The 15,222-nt window shown below is 33.3% G+C and carries 14 protein-coding genes; 8 read left to right on the top strand and 6 right to left on the bottom strand.

The annotated features are described in order from the left end of the window. The first annotated feature begins 281 nt into the window (after positions 1–281). The 4 genes from OZP09_RS08050 to OZP09_RS08035 all read left to right on the top strand — a co-directional run bounded on the left by OZP09_RS08050 (position 282) and on the right by OZP09_RS08035 (position 3,746). On the top strand, positions 282–578 hold the full coding sequence (locus OZP09_RS08050; RefSeq protein WP_078225905.1) for a DUF493 family protein: 297 nt from the start codon (positions 282–284) through the stop codon (positions 576–578). Positions 579–581: 3 nt separating this feature from the next. Continuing rightward, entirely contained in the window at positions 582–1,298 is a 717-nt protein-coding gene (locus tag OZP09_RS08045; protein WP_269237332.1) for a DUF4290 domain-containing protein, read from the top strand. An 89-nt stretch (positions 1,299–1,387) separates the two neighbouring features. Next, positions 1,388–2,701, top strand: coding sequence for a UDP-N-acetylglucosamine 1-carboxyvinyltransferase (gene murA / locus OZP09_RS08040; protein ID WP_223681881.1), 1,314 nt, complete (start codon positions 1,388–1,390; stop codon positions 2,699–2,701). Between the two features lie 169 nt (positions 2,702–2,870). After that, positions 2,871–3,746: a cation diffusion facilitator family transporter gene (locus OZP09_RS08035; RefSeq protein ID WP_281310585.1), complete on the top strand. Its 876-nt coding sequence runs from the start codon at positions 2,871–2,873 to the stop codon at positions 3,744–3,746. A 274-nt stretch (positions 3,747–4,020) separates the two neighbouring features. On the opposite strand, the gene OZP09_RS08030 is transcribed toward OZP09_RS08035, so the two are convergent. The 3 genes from OZP09_RS08030 to OZP09_RS08020 form a co-directional block, all read right to left on the bottom strand. After that, on the bottom strand, positions 4,021–6,510 hold the full coding sequence (locus OZP09_RS08030) for a DUF5686 and carboxypeptidase regulatory-like domain-containing protein (protein ID WP_281310584.1): 2,490 nt from the start codon (positions 6,508–6,510) through the stop codon (positions 4,021–4,023). A gap of 70 nt (positions 6,511–6,580) precedes the next feature. Further along, positions 6,581–6,994: a type II 3-dehydroquinate dehydratase gene (gene aroQ, locus OZP09_RS08025; protein WP_269237330.1), complete on the bottom strand. Its 414-nt coding sequence runs from the start codon at positions 6,992–6,994 to the stop codon at positions 6,581–6,583. Positions 6,995–7,134: 140 nt separating this feature from the next. Next, positions 7,135–7,698 carry a porin family protein gene (locus OZP09_RS08020; RefSeq protein ID WP_269237329.1) on the bottom strand — a complete coding sequence of 188 codons (564 nt, stop codon included), beginning with the start codon at positions 7,696–7,698 and terminating at the stop codon, positions 7,135–7,137. Between the two features lie 352 nt (positions 7,699–8,050). On the opposite strand from OZP09_RS08020, the gene OZP09_RS08015 reads away from it, so the two are divergent. From OZP09_RS08015 to xerD, 3 genes are all read left to right on the top strand, one after another. Further along, positions 8,051–8,635, top strand: a complete 585-nt coding sequence (locus tag OZP09_RS08015) for an outer membrane beta-barrel protein (RefSeq protein ID WP_223681888.1) — start codon at positions 8,051–8,053, stop codon at positions 8,633–8,635. A 142-nt stretch (positions 8,636–8,777) separates the two neighbouring features. Continuing rightward, complete coding sequence (locus OZP09_RS08010; RefSeq protein ID WP_281310583.1) at positions 8,778–9,875, top strand: M12 family metallopeptidase; 1,098 nt, start codon at positions 8,778–8,780, stop codon at positions 9,873–9,875. A gap of 125 nt (positions 9,876–10,000) precedes the next feature. Continuing rightward, on the top strand, positions 10,001–10,897 hold the full coding sequence (gene xerD / locus OZP09_RS08005) for a site-specific tyrosine recombinase XerD (protein ID WP_281310582.1): 897 nt from the start codon (positions 10,001–10,003) through the stop codon (positions 10,895–10,897). A gap of 86 nt (positions 10,898–10,983) precedes the next feature. Here the strand turns inward: xerD and rny are convergent, their stop codons facing one another. The 3 genes from rny to OZP09_RS07990 form a co-directional block, all read right to left on the bottom strand. Continuing rightward, complete coding sequence (rny, locus tag OZP09_RS08000; protein ID WP_281310581.1) at positions 10,984–12,543, bottom strand: ribonuclease Y; 1,560 nt, start codon at positions 12,541–12,543, stop codon at positions 10,984–10,986. 207 nt (positions 12,544–12,750) lie between these two features. Beyond that, positions 12,751–13,044 carry a cell division protein ZapA gene (locus OZP09_RS07995; protein ID WP_269237326.1) on the bottom strand — a complete coding sequence of 98 codons (294 nt, stop codon included), beginning with the start codon at positions 13,042–13,044 and terminating at the stop codon, positions 12,751–12,753. A gap of 5 nt (positions 13,045–13,049) precedes the next feature. Beyond that, positions 13,050–13,340, bottom strand: a complete 291-nt coding sequence (locus OZP09_RS07990) for a hypothetical protein (RefSeq protein ID WP_163398981.1) — start codon at positions 13,338–13,340, stop codon at positions 13,050–13,052. A 179-nt stretch (positions 13,341–13,519) separates the two neighbouring features. Between OZP09_RS07990 and OZP09_RS07985 the strand changes: the two genes are divergently transcribed. Further along, positions 13,520–15,214 carry a M23 family metallopeptidase gene (locus OZP09_RS07985; protein ID WP_281310580.1) on the top strand — a complete coding sequence of 565 codons (1,695 nt, stop codon included), beginning with the start codon at positions 13,520–13,522 and terminating at the stop codon, positions 15,212–15,214. Positions 15,215–15,222: the final 8 nt, after the last annotated feature.

The raw sequence follows: 15,222 nt of genomic DNA, 5'->3' as shown, positions 1-15,222 counted from the left end.
TATAATTAAAAAGATTATTTATCGAAACCGAAAGATTTTGCATTTTTTTAAACTTGGGGTAATTATTTTTGGTAGTAATCTTTATATATTGAAACCCGCAACAAAATAATAAAACATAGATATAAATATTGAATGTTGATTTTGTATTTTAAAAAACTTTGAAAAATTAAGTATTCTAAATAGTGTATTTCATTTCAAAAATATACAACGCTTTAATATCTTTTTCCAATTTAAAATATCTAAAACCAAAACCGTATATTTGCGTTTATTTTTAATTACGAATGGAGAACGATAAAGAAAAAAACACCGCCGAATTTTACGAAAGATTAAAGGTTGAGCTGGATAATTCAAACACCTGGCCTGCAGAATATTTATATAAATTTATAGTCCCTTCTGTAGCCGATAATGTGGAGCGCGTTGAAAAAGCTTTTGACAGAATGGGTGCGGTTATCAAAACAACAAAATCTAAAACAGGTAAATTTACCAGTGTTTCTATAGATGTAACGATGGATAGTGCTGATGAAGTAATTGGCAAATACAAAGAAGTTTCTACGATAGAAGGTATAGTTTCATTATAAATTATGGTCGAAAAATATAAAAAAGAAAACGCAAACGACGTTGTTTTTAATTTAGAATACAATTCTGAAAGACAACGTTTACTTATTCCCGAATATGGTCGTCATTTGCAAAAACTGATTGATCAGGCGACTATGATTGAAGATGATGAAACGCGTAACAAAGCGGCAAAATACATCATTCAGGTAATGGGAAGCCTGAATCCTCATTTGCGTGATGTGCCGGATTTTCAACATAAATTATGGGATCAGCTTTTTATTATGTCTGATTTTAAATTAAATGTTGAGTCACCGTATCCAATTCCTTCACGTGATGTGTTACAGTTAAAACCTGATGTTTTGCAATATCCGCAAAACTTCCCTAAGTACAGGTTTTACGGCAATAACATTAAGTACATGATTGATGTTGCTAATAAGTGGGAGGAGGGCGAAATGAAAAATGCTTTGGTGATGGTGATTGCCAATCACATGAAAAAATCTTTCTTAAGCTGGAACAAAGACACAGTAAAAGACGATGTGATCTTTGAACATTTATATGAACTTTCCGGTGGAAAAATCAATTTATTGCAAAGTACAGAGGAGCTTTTAAATACAACTGATTTGATGCGTACCAACAAACGTATGTCGAATAAAATTTCTCAGCCCGGACAGCCAAAAATTCAAAATAATAAAAACAATAAAGGCGGTAAAAAACCTTTTCAGAAAAATAACAATCAGAAATAAAAGAGGGCTAAGATGCTAAGGAGCTAAAATACTAATATTTTTGGCTCAGAAACTCAGAATCTCAGAACCTTAGAACCTAAAAGAAATCTATGGGAATTTTTAAAATCGAAGGAGGAACTCCTCTAAAAGGAGAAATCACTCCGCAAGGAGCAAAAAATGAGGCATTACAAATTTTATGTGCTGTGCTTTTAACAGGAGAGAAGGTAAAAATTAATAACATTCCTGATATTATAGACATCAATAAATTAATTACTTTGCTGGGTAATTTAGGGGTGAAAATCCAACGTAATGAGCCAGGTTCGATAACATTTCAGGCAGATGAGGTTAATGTTGGGTATTTAGAAACAGAAGCTTTTAAAAAAGAGGGTGGAGCACTTCGTGGTTCTATTATGATTGTAGGTCCGCTTTTGGCCCGTTTTGGAAAAGGATATATTCCAAAACCTGGAGGTGATAAAATTGGCCGTCGCAGATTAGATACACATTTTGAAGGTTTTATTAACCTTGGAGCAAAATTCAGATATAACAGGGAAGACCACTTTTACGGAGTAGAAACTCCGGAAGAAGGGCTTCAGGGTACAGATATGCTTTTAGACGAAGCGTCTGTAACGGGTACAGCAAACATCGTAATGGCTGCTGTTCTGGCTAAAGGAAAAACAACTGTTTATAATGCTGCCTGCGAGCCTTACTTACAACAATTATGTAAAATGTTGAATTCGATGGGAGCTAAAATCACCGGATTGGGTTCAAACTTATTGACCATCGAAGGTGTTGAAAGCCTTGGAGGATGCGAACACAGAATTCTTCCTGATATGATTGAAATCGGTTCCTGGATTGGTCTTGCCGCTATGACAAAAAGTGAAATCACTATCAAAAATGTAAGCTGGGAAAATTTAGGTTTGATTCCGAATACTTTCAGAAAACTGGGTATTACCATTGAAAAACGTAATGACGATATTTATATTCCTGCTCACAAAGACGGATATGAAGTAAAAACAGATATCGACGGTTCTATCTTAACTATTGCGGATGCGCCATGGCCAGGATTTACGCCTGACTTATTAAGTATCGTTTTAGTTGTGGCAACACAGGCAAAAGGAGATGTTTTAATTCATCAGAAAATGTTTGAAAGCCGTTTATTCTTCGTGGATAAACTAATTGATATGGGAGCAAAAATTATGTTATGTGATCCGCACAGAGCTGTGGTTATGGGACATAATTTCGAATCTCAGCTGAAAGCAACGACAATGTCTTCTCCTGATATTCGTGCAGGAATCTCATTGTTGATTGCGGCCCTTTCTGCAAAAGGAACCAGTACAATTCAAAATATTGAACAAATCGATCGCGGATACGAGCGCATCGATGAGCGTTTAAGAGCAATTGGAGCAAAAATTGTGAGAGCATAAAAATTTAGCCACGAATTAAACGAATTTCAATAATTTTTATTTTTTGAAATTGAATTATAATTTAATTTTAAAAAATAGTAAATAAAACACAAAGCTAATTTTCGTGTAATTTGTGAATTGCTTCGCCCGTTCGCTATCGCTCGGGTCGTGGCGAAAAAAAATAGTCGGAATGACAAACGAACAAAAAGCTATAAAAGCTACATACTTTAGTATAGCCGGAAACACCTGCTTGGCCCTCATAAAAGGCTTCGCAGGTTTTTTTGGTAATTCTTATGCCCTGATTGCAGATGCGATCGAATCAACTACGGATATATTTTCGTCTTTTCTAGTTTTATTCGGTATCAAATATTCGAATAAACCGGCTGATGAAAATCATCCTTATGGTCATGGCAGGGCAGAACCGCTGATCACGTTTTTAGTTGTTGGGTTTTTAATTACATCAGCAACAATTATTGGTTATGAAAGTATAGCCAATATCCAGACTTCGCATGATTTGCCTAAATCCTGGACATTGTATGTTTTGGGTGCGATTATTATCTGGAAAGAATACTCTTTTAGGTTAGTAATGAAACGCAGTAAACAAACTAATAGTAGTGCTTTAGCAGCCGATGCATGGCATCATCGAAGTGATGCGATAACATCTGTTGCAGCATTTATAGGGATTTCACTTGCTTTGTTTATGGGAAAAGGATATGAGTCTGCAGATGACTGGGCTGCGCTTTTTGCAGCCAGTTTTATTCTTTACAACAGCTATAAAATTTTCAGACCTGCACTTGGTGAAATTATGGATGAGCATTTAAACGATGATTTAGTAGAAATGATTCGAGTTACGGCTCTAACAGTCAAAGGGATTTTAGGCACCGAAAAATGTTTTATCCGTAAAGCCGGGATGAAATATCACGTTGATTTGCATGCTATAGTTTCGGCAAAAATTTCAGTAAAAGAGGGGCATGATCTGGCACATAAATTAAAAGATACCTTAAGGGAACAAATCCCTGAATTAGGACATGTTTTGATTCATGTAGAACCAGATGATTATAATTAAAGATACTAAGTCACTAATATTGTTTAGTTTTCTATAGTTTTTTTACGTTGAGGCAGGATTGAATCCAGTAAATGTTATATAATAAAAATCCGTTTTTAAGTTCCTTTTTAAAAACGGATTTTTATTTGTTTTAGATATTAAAATAGTATCACAATATTTGAATTTACAATATGCGTTAGGGATGGTAGCGGCATCCTTTTTGTTTTTTCTTTAAAAATAAAAAGATACAGCGGACAGCCCGGCCGTAGGTAACGCCCCAATCTGCTAAAAAAGCTTAATTCAACACATTCAAAATTTTCAACCCAAATGCAACGCCATTTTGCTGAACACCGCCCTGATAAGAATGAATGTAATCAATCCTGAATAATTTAAATTTTCCAAATCCCAGATTGTCTAAACCAATGGTAAACTCAGAATACGGCTTTCTATCCGGAATTGCCAAAGAGTGAAATCCGATATTCATTGTTGATTTTAAAAGACTGATCAGAGGAATTTTATTGGTCACAAATCCCATGTCATTGTGTTCCAGATGCATTTCAAAATAACGGTCGTTTGTACTGTTTGAATAGTAAGGCATCAGATTGAAAACATTTAAATAGCGGTCTGTTGTGCCAATATGAGTCTGGTTTCCGTTAAAATGTCTGTAATCTATAAAAGAAATATTTTCAGCGTTGAAGAATTTTCCGGCCCTGAAATTTGTTCCCAGAATTCCTTTGTTTCCTAATGCTAAATCATATTGAACAGAGGCGCCGATTCTTTCAAATTCATATTTTTTTTCGCTCGCAGCAAAGGCTTTTTCAAATGCTAAATAAACTGTTGGGTATTTGTCATTTTTGAAATTATATCTTCCGTCTGGTCTTGAAATGTATTTATTTCCGAAATTAATTCTGGTTGTGATAAGTGTTTTAAATAAATGATGGGTCTCAAAAGCAGGAGTTGTGTAATCATTTGGTGCTAAAGGATTATTGGAGCTGTAAAAATCATCTTTTTTGAAAAAAGAATAATCAGTAGTGTTGAACAATGGCTTTCGCTGTTCGTAGCCAATTTGCCCGGTCAGATTAACTCCGTTCGCAATATCCTCGCCATAATTGATTTGTGCAAATTCTAAATTGTACAATTTCATATAATTATCTTTAAAGAATAAAGAACTTATGGAATTGATAAGTTTAGTGATGGGTTGAGAATTATTAAACTGCATTGTTTTTACACCTCCCGAGCCCCAAATTGTGGCATAATTGATAGCGTTGAAACGATGGCTGAATTCTCCTGTAACCCGAAAACGCTCATCTGAAAAACCGTAATTAAAAGTTGTGCTTATCGAGGTGCTTTTTCCTTCTTCTTCGTTCCATTTTCTGAAAGAAAAACCAGAGTCAAAATTAAATCCCTGAACAGTATTGAAGCTTAAAGACGCGATATTCAGCAGACCTTTATAATTAAACGAATATTTTTTGAATGTGTTTTTGTAATCATAACCCGCTAAAATATCCCAAATTTTGAATTTGTTGTTTTTGGCATCAATAGAATCAGTGTATTTTCTGGATTTACGAATTGTAAGTAAACTATCTTTTTTGATATAATCACTACGCTCTTCTATAGTCAAAGGAATTGGACGTATTTCATTCCAAAATGCGTCATCCTTTTTGTTGGCATTGGCTTCAAAAGCTACAATTTCATTTCCGAAAGTTTTCTTTTGAAAAGTATCCGGAAACTCATAATTAGAATAAACGTAATTAAATTTTCCAGAGAATTTGGTTCCAAAAAAACCGGCGTTAAAGGAAAGTGTCTGTGCATTTTTTGCCCAGATTTTATGCGCGACATTATAACTGAAGCTTTGTTTTAAACTCATTACTTCGGTAAATTCATTTTTCATTCTATAGCCTTTGATGTCCAGGTCTATTGCATAAATGGCAAAACTATCATCAACTATATAAATGTAACCTTCAAAAACAGGTTCTTTATCACGTTTAGGAATTACTTTGATTTTGTTAATCTGGTGGTTGTTATCATCCAAAAAAGTGCCTTCGAGTTTATATTTGTAATAACTGAAAGCATTGTCTGCAATTGGCGAGATGAGTTTTACACTAAAATCTAATGTATTGTCATAAAAATCATAAGTTGATAAGGCTGCGGTATTGTAGCTGTACCCTCTGTTGTTTCCGGAAACTTTGGAAGCAATTATTTTTTCTTTTAGCTTATCCGGTTTTTCAAAAGTAACTTTAGAAAGGGTTTCAGAAAGATATAAAATGCCTGTTCCTGTTGAATCTAAATTAGATGCCATGTCTTCGCCAAGATCGACTTTCTGTCCCAGGATTTTTTTAGGAAGATCTTTTACTTTAAACATTCCTTTCGAATAAAAGTCGGCTGTATATCTCGAAATTTTTTCTGAGTTTTCCTTTTTGCTTGCAATAGCACTTCTAATAATTGCGTTTGCAGGATTGTTTTTTGGATCAATAATGACTTCATTCAAAGTAAAGCTTTCTTCAGCCATTTTTACATCCAGAATTACAGTTTTTGAATCTGAAGCCACAGAAAGCTTTTGGGTTTTGAAACCCAGATACTGAAAAATGATTTTGTTTTTTCCGGGTTCTTTTACATTCAATTGATAGTTTCCCTGCTCGTTTGATGTCGTTCCAAAATACGTATTCTCTTCAAAAACAGAAACAAAGGGGAGTGGATTCCCTTTGTCATCAGTAATCGTTCCTTTGATTTGGGCGAAATTGTAAATCGAAAAAAATAAGAAGGCAAATAAAGTATAATTTTTCATGTAAAAAGTTTCTCTTACAAAAATAAAATAAGTCGAAAATGAGCTTATTAATTATTTGTTAAATAACTGTTTACAGGAATGACTGAATAGCAAGTTCGTAACTTTTTAATCCGAAACCCAGAATAACCCCTTTTGCATTTCCGGATAAATACGATTGATGCCTGAAACTCTCGCGCGCATAAGTATTAGAAATATGAACTTCAATAACCGGTGTAGTTACAGCTTTCATCGCATCGCCCAGGCCTATTGAAGTATGGGTATAAGCCCCTGCATTTAAAATAATTCCATCAAATGTAAAGCCCACTTCCTGAATTTTTCCAATCAGTTCGCCTTCAATATTACTTTGGTAATACGAAAGTTCAATATTGGGGAATTTTTGTTTCAGTGTTTCAAAATAATCTTCAAATGTCTGGCTTCCGTAAACTTCAGGTTCACGTTTTCCTAATAAATTCAAATTTGGACCGTTGATAATAGCGATTTTCATAATGGAATTTTAATTTTGATTAGAGTAAGTAGGATTCATTTTATATTTTACAGAAACCATTTTACAATAGATTGTAAAAATAAAAAAACCGCTCCAGATAAATAGAACGGTTTTGTAAAAGTATGTGATATATTATTTTTTTAGAACATAAATCCGGCAGACAATTGTATAGTTGAGTTTTTAACATCTGCATTTCTTGATGCATCAGTCAATCCTAAACCATAGCGGCCCTGAATAAAGAAGTTTTCAGTTATTTTAAATCCTAGACCGGCATTAACACCAAATTCGAAAGTTTCGGGATCTCCCAGTTTTACATCATCTTTTTTACTTAATAAAAAGGAAGCTTGCGGACCAACTTCAAGACTAAAAGAATCACTCAAATAAAATTTAGCCATTACCGGAATAGATAAATAACCTAATTCATTTTTAATATCTTCACTCACATCATTAAATTTATATGATGCACCAGTTGTAGAATATAAAAGCTCTGGCTGAACGGCAAATCTGTCCAATAATTTAATCTCTGCTACTAAACCAGCATGATAACTTGTAATTCCTTCTTTGTTCACTTCTGGAGCATCAAAAGCATCCCCTGTTTGATTTGCAAAGTTAACCCCTGCTTTAACCCCTATTTTTAATAATTGTGCCTGAATTGATGCAGCTGTTCCAAGAAACAAAATGACTGCTAAAAATACTTTTTTCATAATGTTAATTTTAAGATTTTAGATGTACAAAGTAACATTAATAAAAACTCAGAATATTTATAATTATTGCTACCTTAAGTTTCAATATTTCCATTTTTTCATTCAGCATTATAACCTGCTAGGCTAATTAATTGCACTAATGAAAGAATTTTACTAATAATTAATCGTTTTTTTTTTCTCACTATTTTTAGTGATTTTTAAAAATGTAATTATTTGACAGTTAGTTTTTTGTTTGTTTTAATAGGAATTTTTATAACATATTGAAGTGTTTTTTTTAGAATAATGTTTGGTTCGTTAATGTCAAATGATATAGATTTGCCCCATAATTAACTTAATTTAATTTAAAAAAAAAATGAAAAAAATTGTTTTATCAATGGTTGCTGTTTTAGCTTTTGGATTTGCTAATGCACAAGATTCTACAGGAAAAGGATTTTCTAAAGGTAATGTTTTTATTTCTGGATCAGTTGGAATTAATTCTGAAAAAGAAGGAGATGTTAAAGAATCTGGATTTGAAATTGCTCCAAAAGTTGGTTTCTTTGTTACTGATAATATTGCTATCGGTGGTAGGTTAGGATACAGATCTGACAAAGCTGAAAATGCAGTTACAGATACTAGAGACGAGGCAAGATTATCAGTTGGTGCTTTCGGTAGATACTATTTTACACCATCTTCTGATTTCTCTCTATTTGGTGAATTAGGAGTTGATTACAGTAGTGTTGATGACAAATTAGCTGATGCTAAAGCTAATGAAATTGGTGCAAACTTAGGATTAGGTTTAAGCTATTTCGTATCTAGCAACTTTGCTATCGAAGCTACATGGGCTGGATTAGGCTTTACTTCAAACGATAATGGTGGAGATGGAGTTGACAAAACTAATACTTTTGGTTTAGGAGCTAATCTTGATTCAATCAACTTAGGTGTTGTTTACAAATTCTAATTTGTAATTAAGCTTATATTTAAAACCTTCCCTAACCGGAAGGTTTTTTAATATATAAGCAAGTTATATTTAAAATTTTTATTATAAGAATGATAAATAAAAAAAATAATTATATAGCTTCACAAATCTATAAAATGAAAAGATGAAAAAATATCTTACTTTACTGTGTTTGTCAGTTTTGTTGTCCTGTACAACTGAATCAGAACAATATGCTAATCCTGCTTTAAATGTTAATAAAGTAATAGAGCCATTCAGATCTTGTACTACAATAGATTCTGAAAATGAAGCAAGTTCAACTGGAAGGGTCTCTTATAGGGGATCATATTGGGAGCCAGGGCAAACCATTAGGATTAAATTTTTGAATGGAGATGAATATTTACAGAACAAGGTTAAACAATATGCCAGCGAGTGGCTTAAATATTCAAATCTAAAATTCGAATGGGTAGGTAGTAATGAAATTGCCAGTATAAAAATTGCTTTTAAATGGAATGGTGATGAAGGATCATGGTCAAATATTGGTAATAATAGCCGTAGATATTCGCCATCAATGAATTTTGGATGGTTTGATAATAATACATCTGAGACAGAATTTAGCCGTGTTATTATTCATGAGTTTGGGCATGCTTTAGGATTTGCACATGAGCATCAAAATCCTACGTCTCCAATTCAGTGGAATACTACTGTTGTTTATAGTTACTATGCACAAGCAGGATGGGATAAAGAAAAGGTTGATCACAATATTTTGGATAAATTTTCTCCGGATAATGTAGATTATACTAATTTTGACGAGAAATCAATTATGTTATATTCTTTTCCAAGTTATTTAACTTTGAATGGTTATTCCTCCCCTTGGAATATTGTTTTGTCTGATGAAGATAAAGTTTCAGCTAATAAATTGTATCCTCCTGATGTTGTTAATCCTTATAAGCTTGAATTGTTCCCGGGTCAAATTTTAAAATCGGGAGAGTATTTTAGGAGATTTGATTATTATTTGAAGATGACAAAAGATGGAGATCTTCAAATTTATGAAAAGGGATTAATTTTATGGCAAACAAAAACATATGGAAATCCAGGTGCTTATGCTGTTATGCAAACAAATGGTAATTTTGTTGTAATGTCTAAATCTGGAAAAATTTTATGGAGTACAGGGACTTCTGGTAATTTAGAAGCTTATATGTATTTTGCAGGGAGGCATTTACAGATAAAAGGTCCTACTAACATAGTTATTTGGTCTTCTTAAATGATGGTTAATTCTTTTTTAATATTAAATTGATGATTATTTGTAAAATTTACTTAATCAAGTTTGAAGAAGCCTTCCCTAACCGGAAGGTTTTTTTATGCCCAAAAATATGTTACTTTGTAAATATGAATTGGAAAACTTACATAAAAGATTATCAGTCGTATTTACGAATAGAAAGAGGTTTGTCAAAAAATACAATTGAAAATTATAGTTTTGATATTGAACGACTCTATCTTTTTTTAGAAGCAGGCAAAATAGAGGTTTCCCCAATAAAAATTTCAGATGAAACAGTACAACAGTTTATTTATTCGGTTTCAAAAGAAGTTAATCCACGTTCGCAGGCCAGGATTATTTCAGGCTTAAAAAGCTTTTTTAATTATTTGGTTTTTGAGGATTACCGCAATGATAATCCCATGGAACTGATTGAAACGCCAAAAACAGGGCGTAAGCTTCCGGATACGCTATCAGTAGAAGAAATTGATAAATTGATAGCTGCAATAGATTTAAGTTCAAATGAAGGCGAAAGGAATAGGGCGATGCTTGAAACTTTGTACGGTTGCGGACTTCGGGTTTCAGAATTGATTTCTTTAAAAATTTCAGATCTCTTTTTTGAAGAAGGATTTATCAAAATTACTGGAAAAGGCAATAAAGAACGTTTTGTTCCGATTGGCGATTTAACGCAAAAATATATCACGATTTATCAAAAAGAAATAAGGAGTCACCTGAATATTAAAAAAGGTCATGAAGATACCTTGTTTTTAAACCGTAGAGGCAGTCAGTTAACCCGGGCTATGGTTTTTACTATTATAAAAGATTTGGCAGTAAAAGCAGGTTTAAATAAAAATATTAGTCCACATACTTTGAGACATTCATTTGCTACGCATTTACTTGAAAATGGGGCTGATTTGCGTTCTATACAATTAATGCTTGGTCACGAATCTATAACTACCACAGAAATCTATGTTCATTTAGACAGAAGTTTTCTGAAAGAAGTAATGCATACTTTTCATCCCAGAAGATAATTTGTGCTGTTTTAAGATTAGTTACAAATAGGGAATAAAAAAAAACTTCCCATTGCTGAGAAGTTTTATGAAAATATTTTGTGAATTTATTTAGCAATATTTACTGCTCTGGTTTCACGGATTACGGTCACTTTTACCTGACCAGGATAAGTCATTTCAGTTTGGATTTTTTGTGAAATTTCGAAAGAAAGATTTGCTGCATTATCATCAGAAACTTTCTCGCTTTCTACAATCACACGAAGTTCTCTACCAGCCTGGATTGCATAAGCGTTTTTAACACCGCTGAATCCGTAAGCTACATCTTCAAGATCTTTCAGACGCTGGATGTATGAATCCAAAACCTGACGTCTTGCGCCTGGTCTTGCTCCTGAAATCGCATCACAAACCTGAATAATTGGTGATAATAAAGATTTCATTTCGATCTCGTCGTGGTGAGCTCCAATGGCGTTACAAACCTCTTCTTTTTCACCGTATTTCTCAGCCCATTGCATACCTAATAAAGCGTGAGGTAAATCGCTTTCAGTATCAGGAACTTTACCAATGTCATGAAGTAAACCTGCTCTTTTGGCTAATTTTACGTTTAAGCCTAATTCGGCTGCCATTATACCGCAAAGCTTAGAAACTTCTCTGGAGTGTTGTAATAAGTTTTGTCCGTAAGACGAACGGTATTTCATTCTACCCACAACTTTGATTAATTCCGGGTGTAAACCGTGGATTCCTAAGTCTATAACAGTACGTTTACCTACTTCGATAATTTCGTCATCAATTTGTTTAGCCGTTTTAGCAACAACTTCTTCAATTCTTGCCGGGTGAATACGTCCGTCAGTTACCAGTTTGTGTAATGATAAACGTGCAATCTCTCGACGCACTGGGTCGAAACACGATAAGATAATGGCTTCTGGTGTATCATCAACAATGATTTCCACTCCTGTAGCTGCTTCTAAAGCTCTAATGTTACGGCCTTCACGACCGATAATTCTACCTTTAACATCATCAGATTCAATATTGAATACAGATACACAATTCTCTACTGCTTCTTCAGTTCCAACACGTTGAATCGTGTTAATGATAATTTTTTTAGCTTCTTGCTGAGCTGTAAGTTTTGCCTCTTCAATAGTTTCCTGAATGTGAGACATGGCTTTACTTTTAGCTTCGGCTTTTAATCCTTCTACTAATTGTTCTTTTGCTTCTTCAGCAGAAAGTCCTGAGATTACTTCCAGTTGCTGTAACTGACTTTTGTGTAGTTTGTCAACTTCAGCCTGTTTTTTGTCTAAAAGCTCAATTTTATTATTGTACTCCTGAGTCTTTGCTTCAAAATCGTCGTTTACTTTTTTAGCTTTAGATAATTCATTTGAAACTTGTGACTCTTTATCACGAACTCTTTTTTCAACTTCGGCAACTTTTTTATCACGTGCCAAAATTACTTGCTCGTGTTCTGCTTTTAATTCGATAAATTTTTCTTTTGCCTGAAGAATTTTGTCTTTTTTAATGTTTTCTGCTTCTAAATTGGCATCTTTTAAAATTGAAGCTGCTTCTTTTTTAGCATTTTTGATTAGGTTAGAAATATTACTTTTCTCGATAATTTTAGCTATTGCAAAACCTGCTGCAATACCTACAATACCAATAATGATCGTTATAGTGTCCATGTTTGTTAAAGGTTTTATATAAAAAAAGCCTACATTAATTGCTTGAATAAACTCGTAAAGACAAGTTTTGAGCTAACTCACTGTTCAAGTTTCCAAGCCGAAGCATGGCATACTATAGTAGCGACGATTTGCTCATTCTAATTTGTTAGTGTTGAGTTTACCAATTGTGAACTAATGTAGGCAGTATCTTAGTTTATGTAAAGAACGTTAATTTTCGAGATATTGATCTAATAGCAAATTTAATCTTTTAATTCTTTCGATGGTTTCAAGCGCATCGTTAGTATTATCAATTTGTTTTTGTTCTACTTGTGATGCAAATTGCAGGGCACACATAGCCAATACATCTTGTTTGTCGCGAACGGCGTAATTTTCTTCGAATTGCTTAATCATGGCATCAATTTTTCTGGAAGCACTTCTAAGTCCTTCTTCCTGCGCAGGCTCAACCGTTAACGGATAAACCCGGTCTGCAACTGATACTTTAATTTTAAGCTTTCCGTCCATATTTACTAGTCTGATAGTTGTGCAATACAGTAATCAATTTCGCGAATTAATGAATTTATTTTAAGCTTTGTCTCTCTCTTGTTATTGTCGCTGCCGAGCAACGAATTGGCTATCTTAAGTGTTTCATATTGCTTCTTCAAAGCTTCAATTTCTTCAGACTGTTTCTGGATAATTTGCGCTGCTTTGTTTAATTCTAACCGAAGATCCTGATTGTTTTTTTCTAAAGCTTTTGATTTTGCAAAAAGCTTTTCAACTTTATATTCAAGAGTATCAATTATTTCAGCAATTACACTCATTGTACATCCTATTCATTACTTAATCCTACAAAGTTAATATTCCTTTTTATTAATGCAATTTTTTATCGATTTTTTTGCATTAAAAATAATCAAATTCATGAAATTCAGTGATTTGTATTTTTGGGGATTATCCTTCGGTTTTTCCCTCCTTAATTTTTATCTTAGCAAAAATGTTACCTATGAAATTTTCTGCGTTTTTTTTATTTTTTTACAGTTTTGTTTTTGCACAGGTTCAATATCCTAAGGATTATTTTCGTCCTCCGCTTGATATTCCGATGCAGTTATCGGGTAATTTTGGAGAGTTGAGACCTAATCATTTTCATGCTGGATTCGATTTAAAAACCAATCAAAGGGAAGGATTGAATGTGTATGCTGTTGCAGATGGATATGTATCCAGAATAAAAATTTCAACTTTTGGAAATGGAAAGTGTATCTATATCACGCATCCAAACGGTTTTACCACGGTTTACGGGCATTTACAGACAGCAGTAGGGCCAATTCAGGAATATATACATAAAACGCACTATAAGGAAAAGTCATTTGAAATTGAAATGTTTCCTAAACCGGATGAACTCCCGGTTACCAAAGGTCAAATAATTGCACTTTCAGGAAATACAGGTTCTTCTGAAGGGCCGCATTTGCACTTTGAGTTTCGTGATACCAAAACAGAATTTGTAATAAATCCGATGTTTTTTGGATTTGATCAGCATATAGCTGATAGTAAAAAACCAACCATTTCCAGTGTGTTTGTTTATCCAATGGACAATGTAACGGTAAATCAGTCTAAACAGCCTTTATTATTGAATCTTTCGCTTCAAAAGGACGGGACATATCTGGCAGGCAAAGTAAAAGCTAATGGGAAAATTGGTTTCGGAATTAATGCTGTCGATTTTGATGATGTCTCAAAAAACAGAAATGGAGTTTTTAATGTGACTGGTTTTTTAAACGGAGATCCGAAATACAATTATCAGTTTAACACTTATTCTTTCGATGAGATGCGTTTTATTAATGCCTTTATTGATTACCCAAGATATAAAAGAACGGGTCAGCGTGTGCAAAAGTTATTTATGAAAACGCCTTTTGCACTCAGTATTATAAAAACTGATTCGCTTCGTGGAATTATTCCGGTTGAACCTAATCTGGCTTCAACTTACAGAATTGAGGTTTCTGATTATTTTGGTAACATGAATTCAGTTACCGTTCCAGTCGAATATGATTCAGAAGTGCCGGTTGTAGAGGAAGAGCCCATCACATCAAAATATCGCATCCAATACAATAAAGACTCAAATTTTGAAAAAGATAATATGTCTGTTTTTTTTCCTGCCGGAACTTTTTATGAAGATTTTAATTTGAATTTTGATGTAAAAAACAATCGTATCTATATTCACGAAGATGTTATTCCGGTACATTCAAATTTTACTGTTACTATAAAGGACAGCACGTATTCTGAAACTTTAAGGGATAAACTTTTTATTGGAAGAATAACCGGCAACAGTAAAAGTTATAATGCTACTACCAGAAAAAATGATGTTTTTACTTCGAAATCAAAAATATTGGGACAGTACGGGTTGGTTTTAGATACAATTGCGCCAGTAATAAAAATTACAAAACCTATTCAGGATAAATGGATCAGCGATCTAAAAACTATTCAGTTTACGATTAGTGATAATCTATCCGGGATTAAATCTTATAATGGATATTTAAATGGCGATTGGATTTTATTTGAATATGATAATAAAACAAAAAAAATAATCCATCGTTTTGATGATAATATAGTGGCTGAAGGGGGTAACGATTTAAAAATTGAAGTAGTTGATAATGTAGGGAATTCTGCTATCTTTGAAACTCACTTTTTTAGAAGTCAACAAAAGTAAAATCTAAA

It is taken from the genome of Flavobacterium flavigenum (genome assembly GCF_027111255.2).
GTDB lineage: Bacteria > Bacteroidota > Bacteroidia > Flavobacteriales > Flavobacteriaceae > Flavobacterium > Flavobacterium flavigenum.
This window is presented reverse-complemented; position numbering and strand designations above follow the sequence as displayed.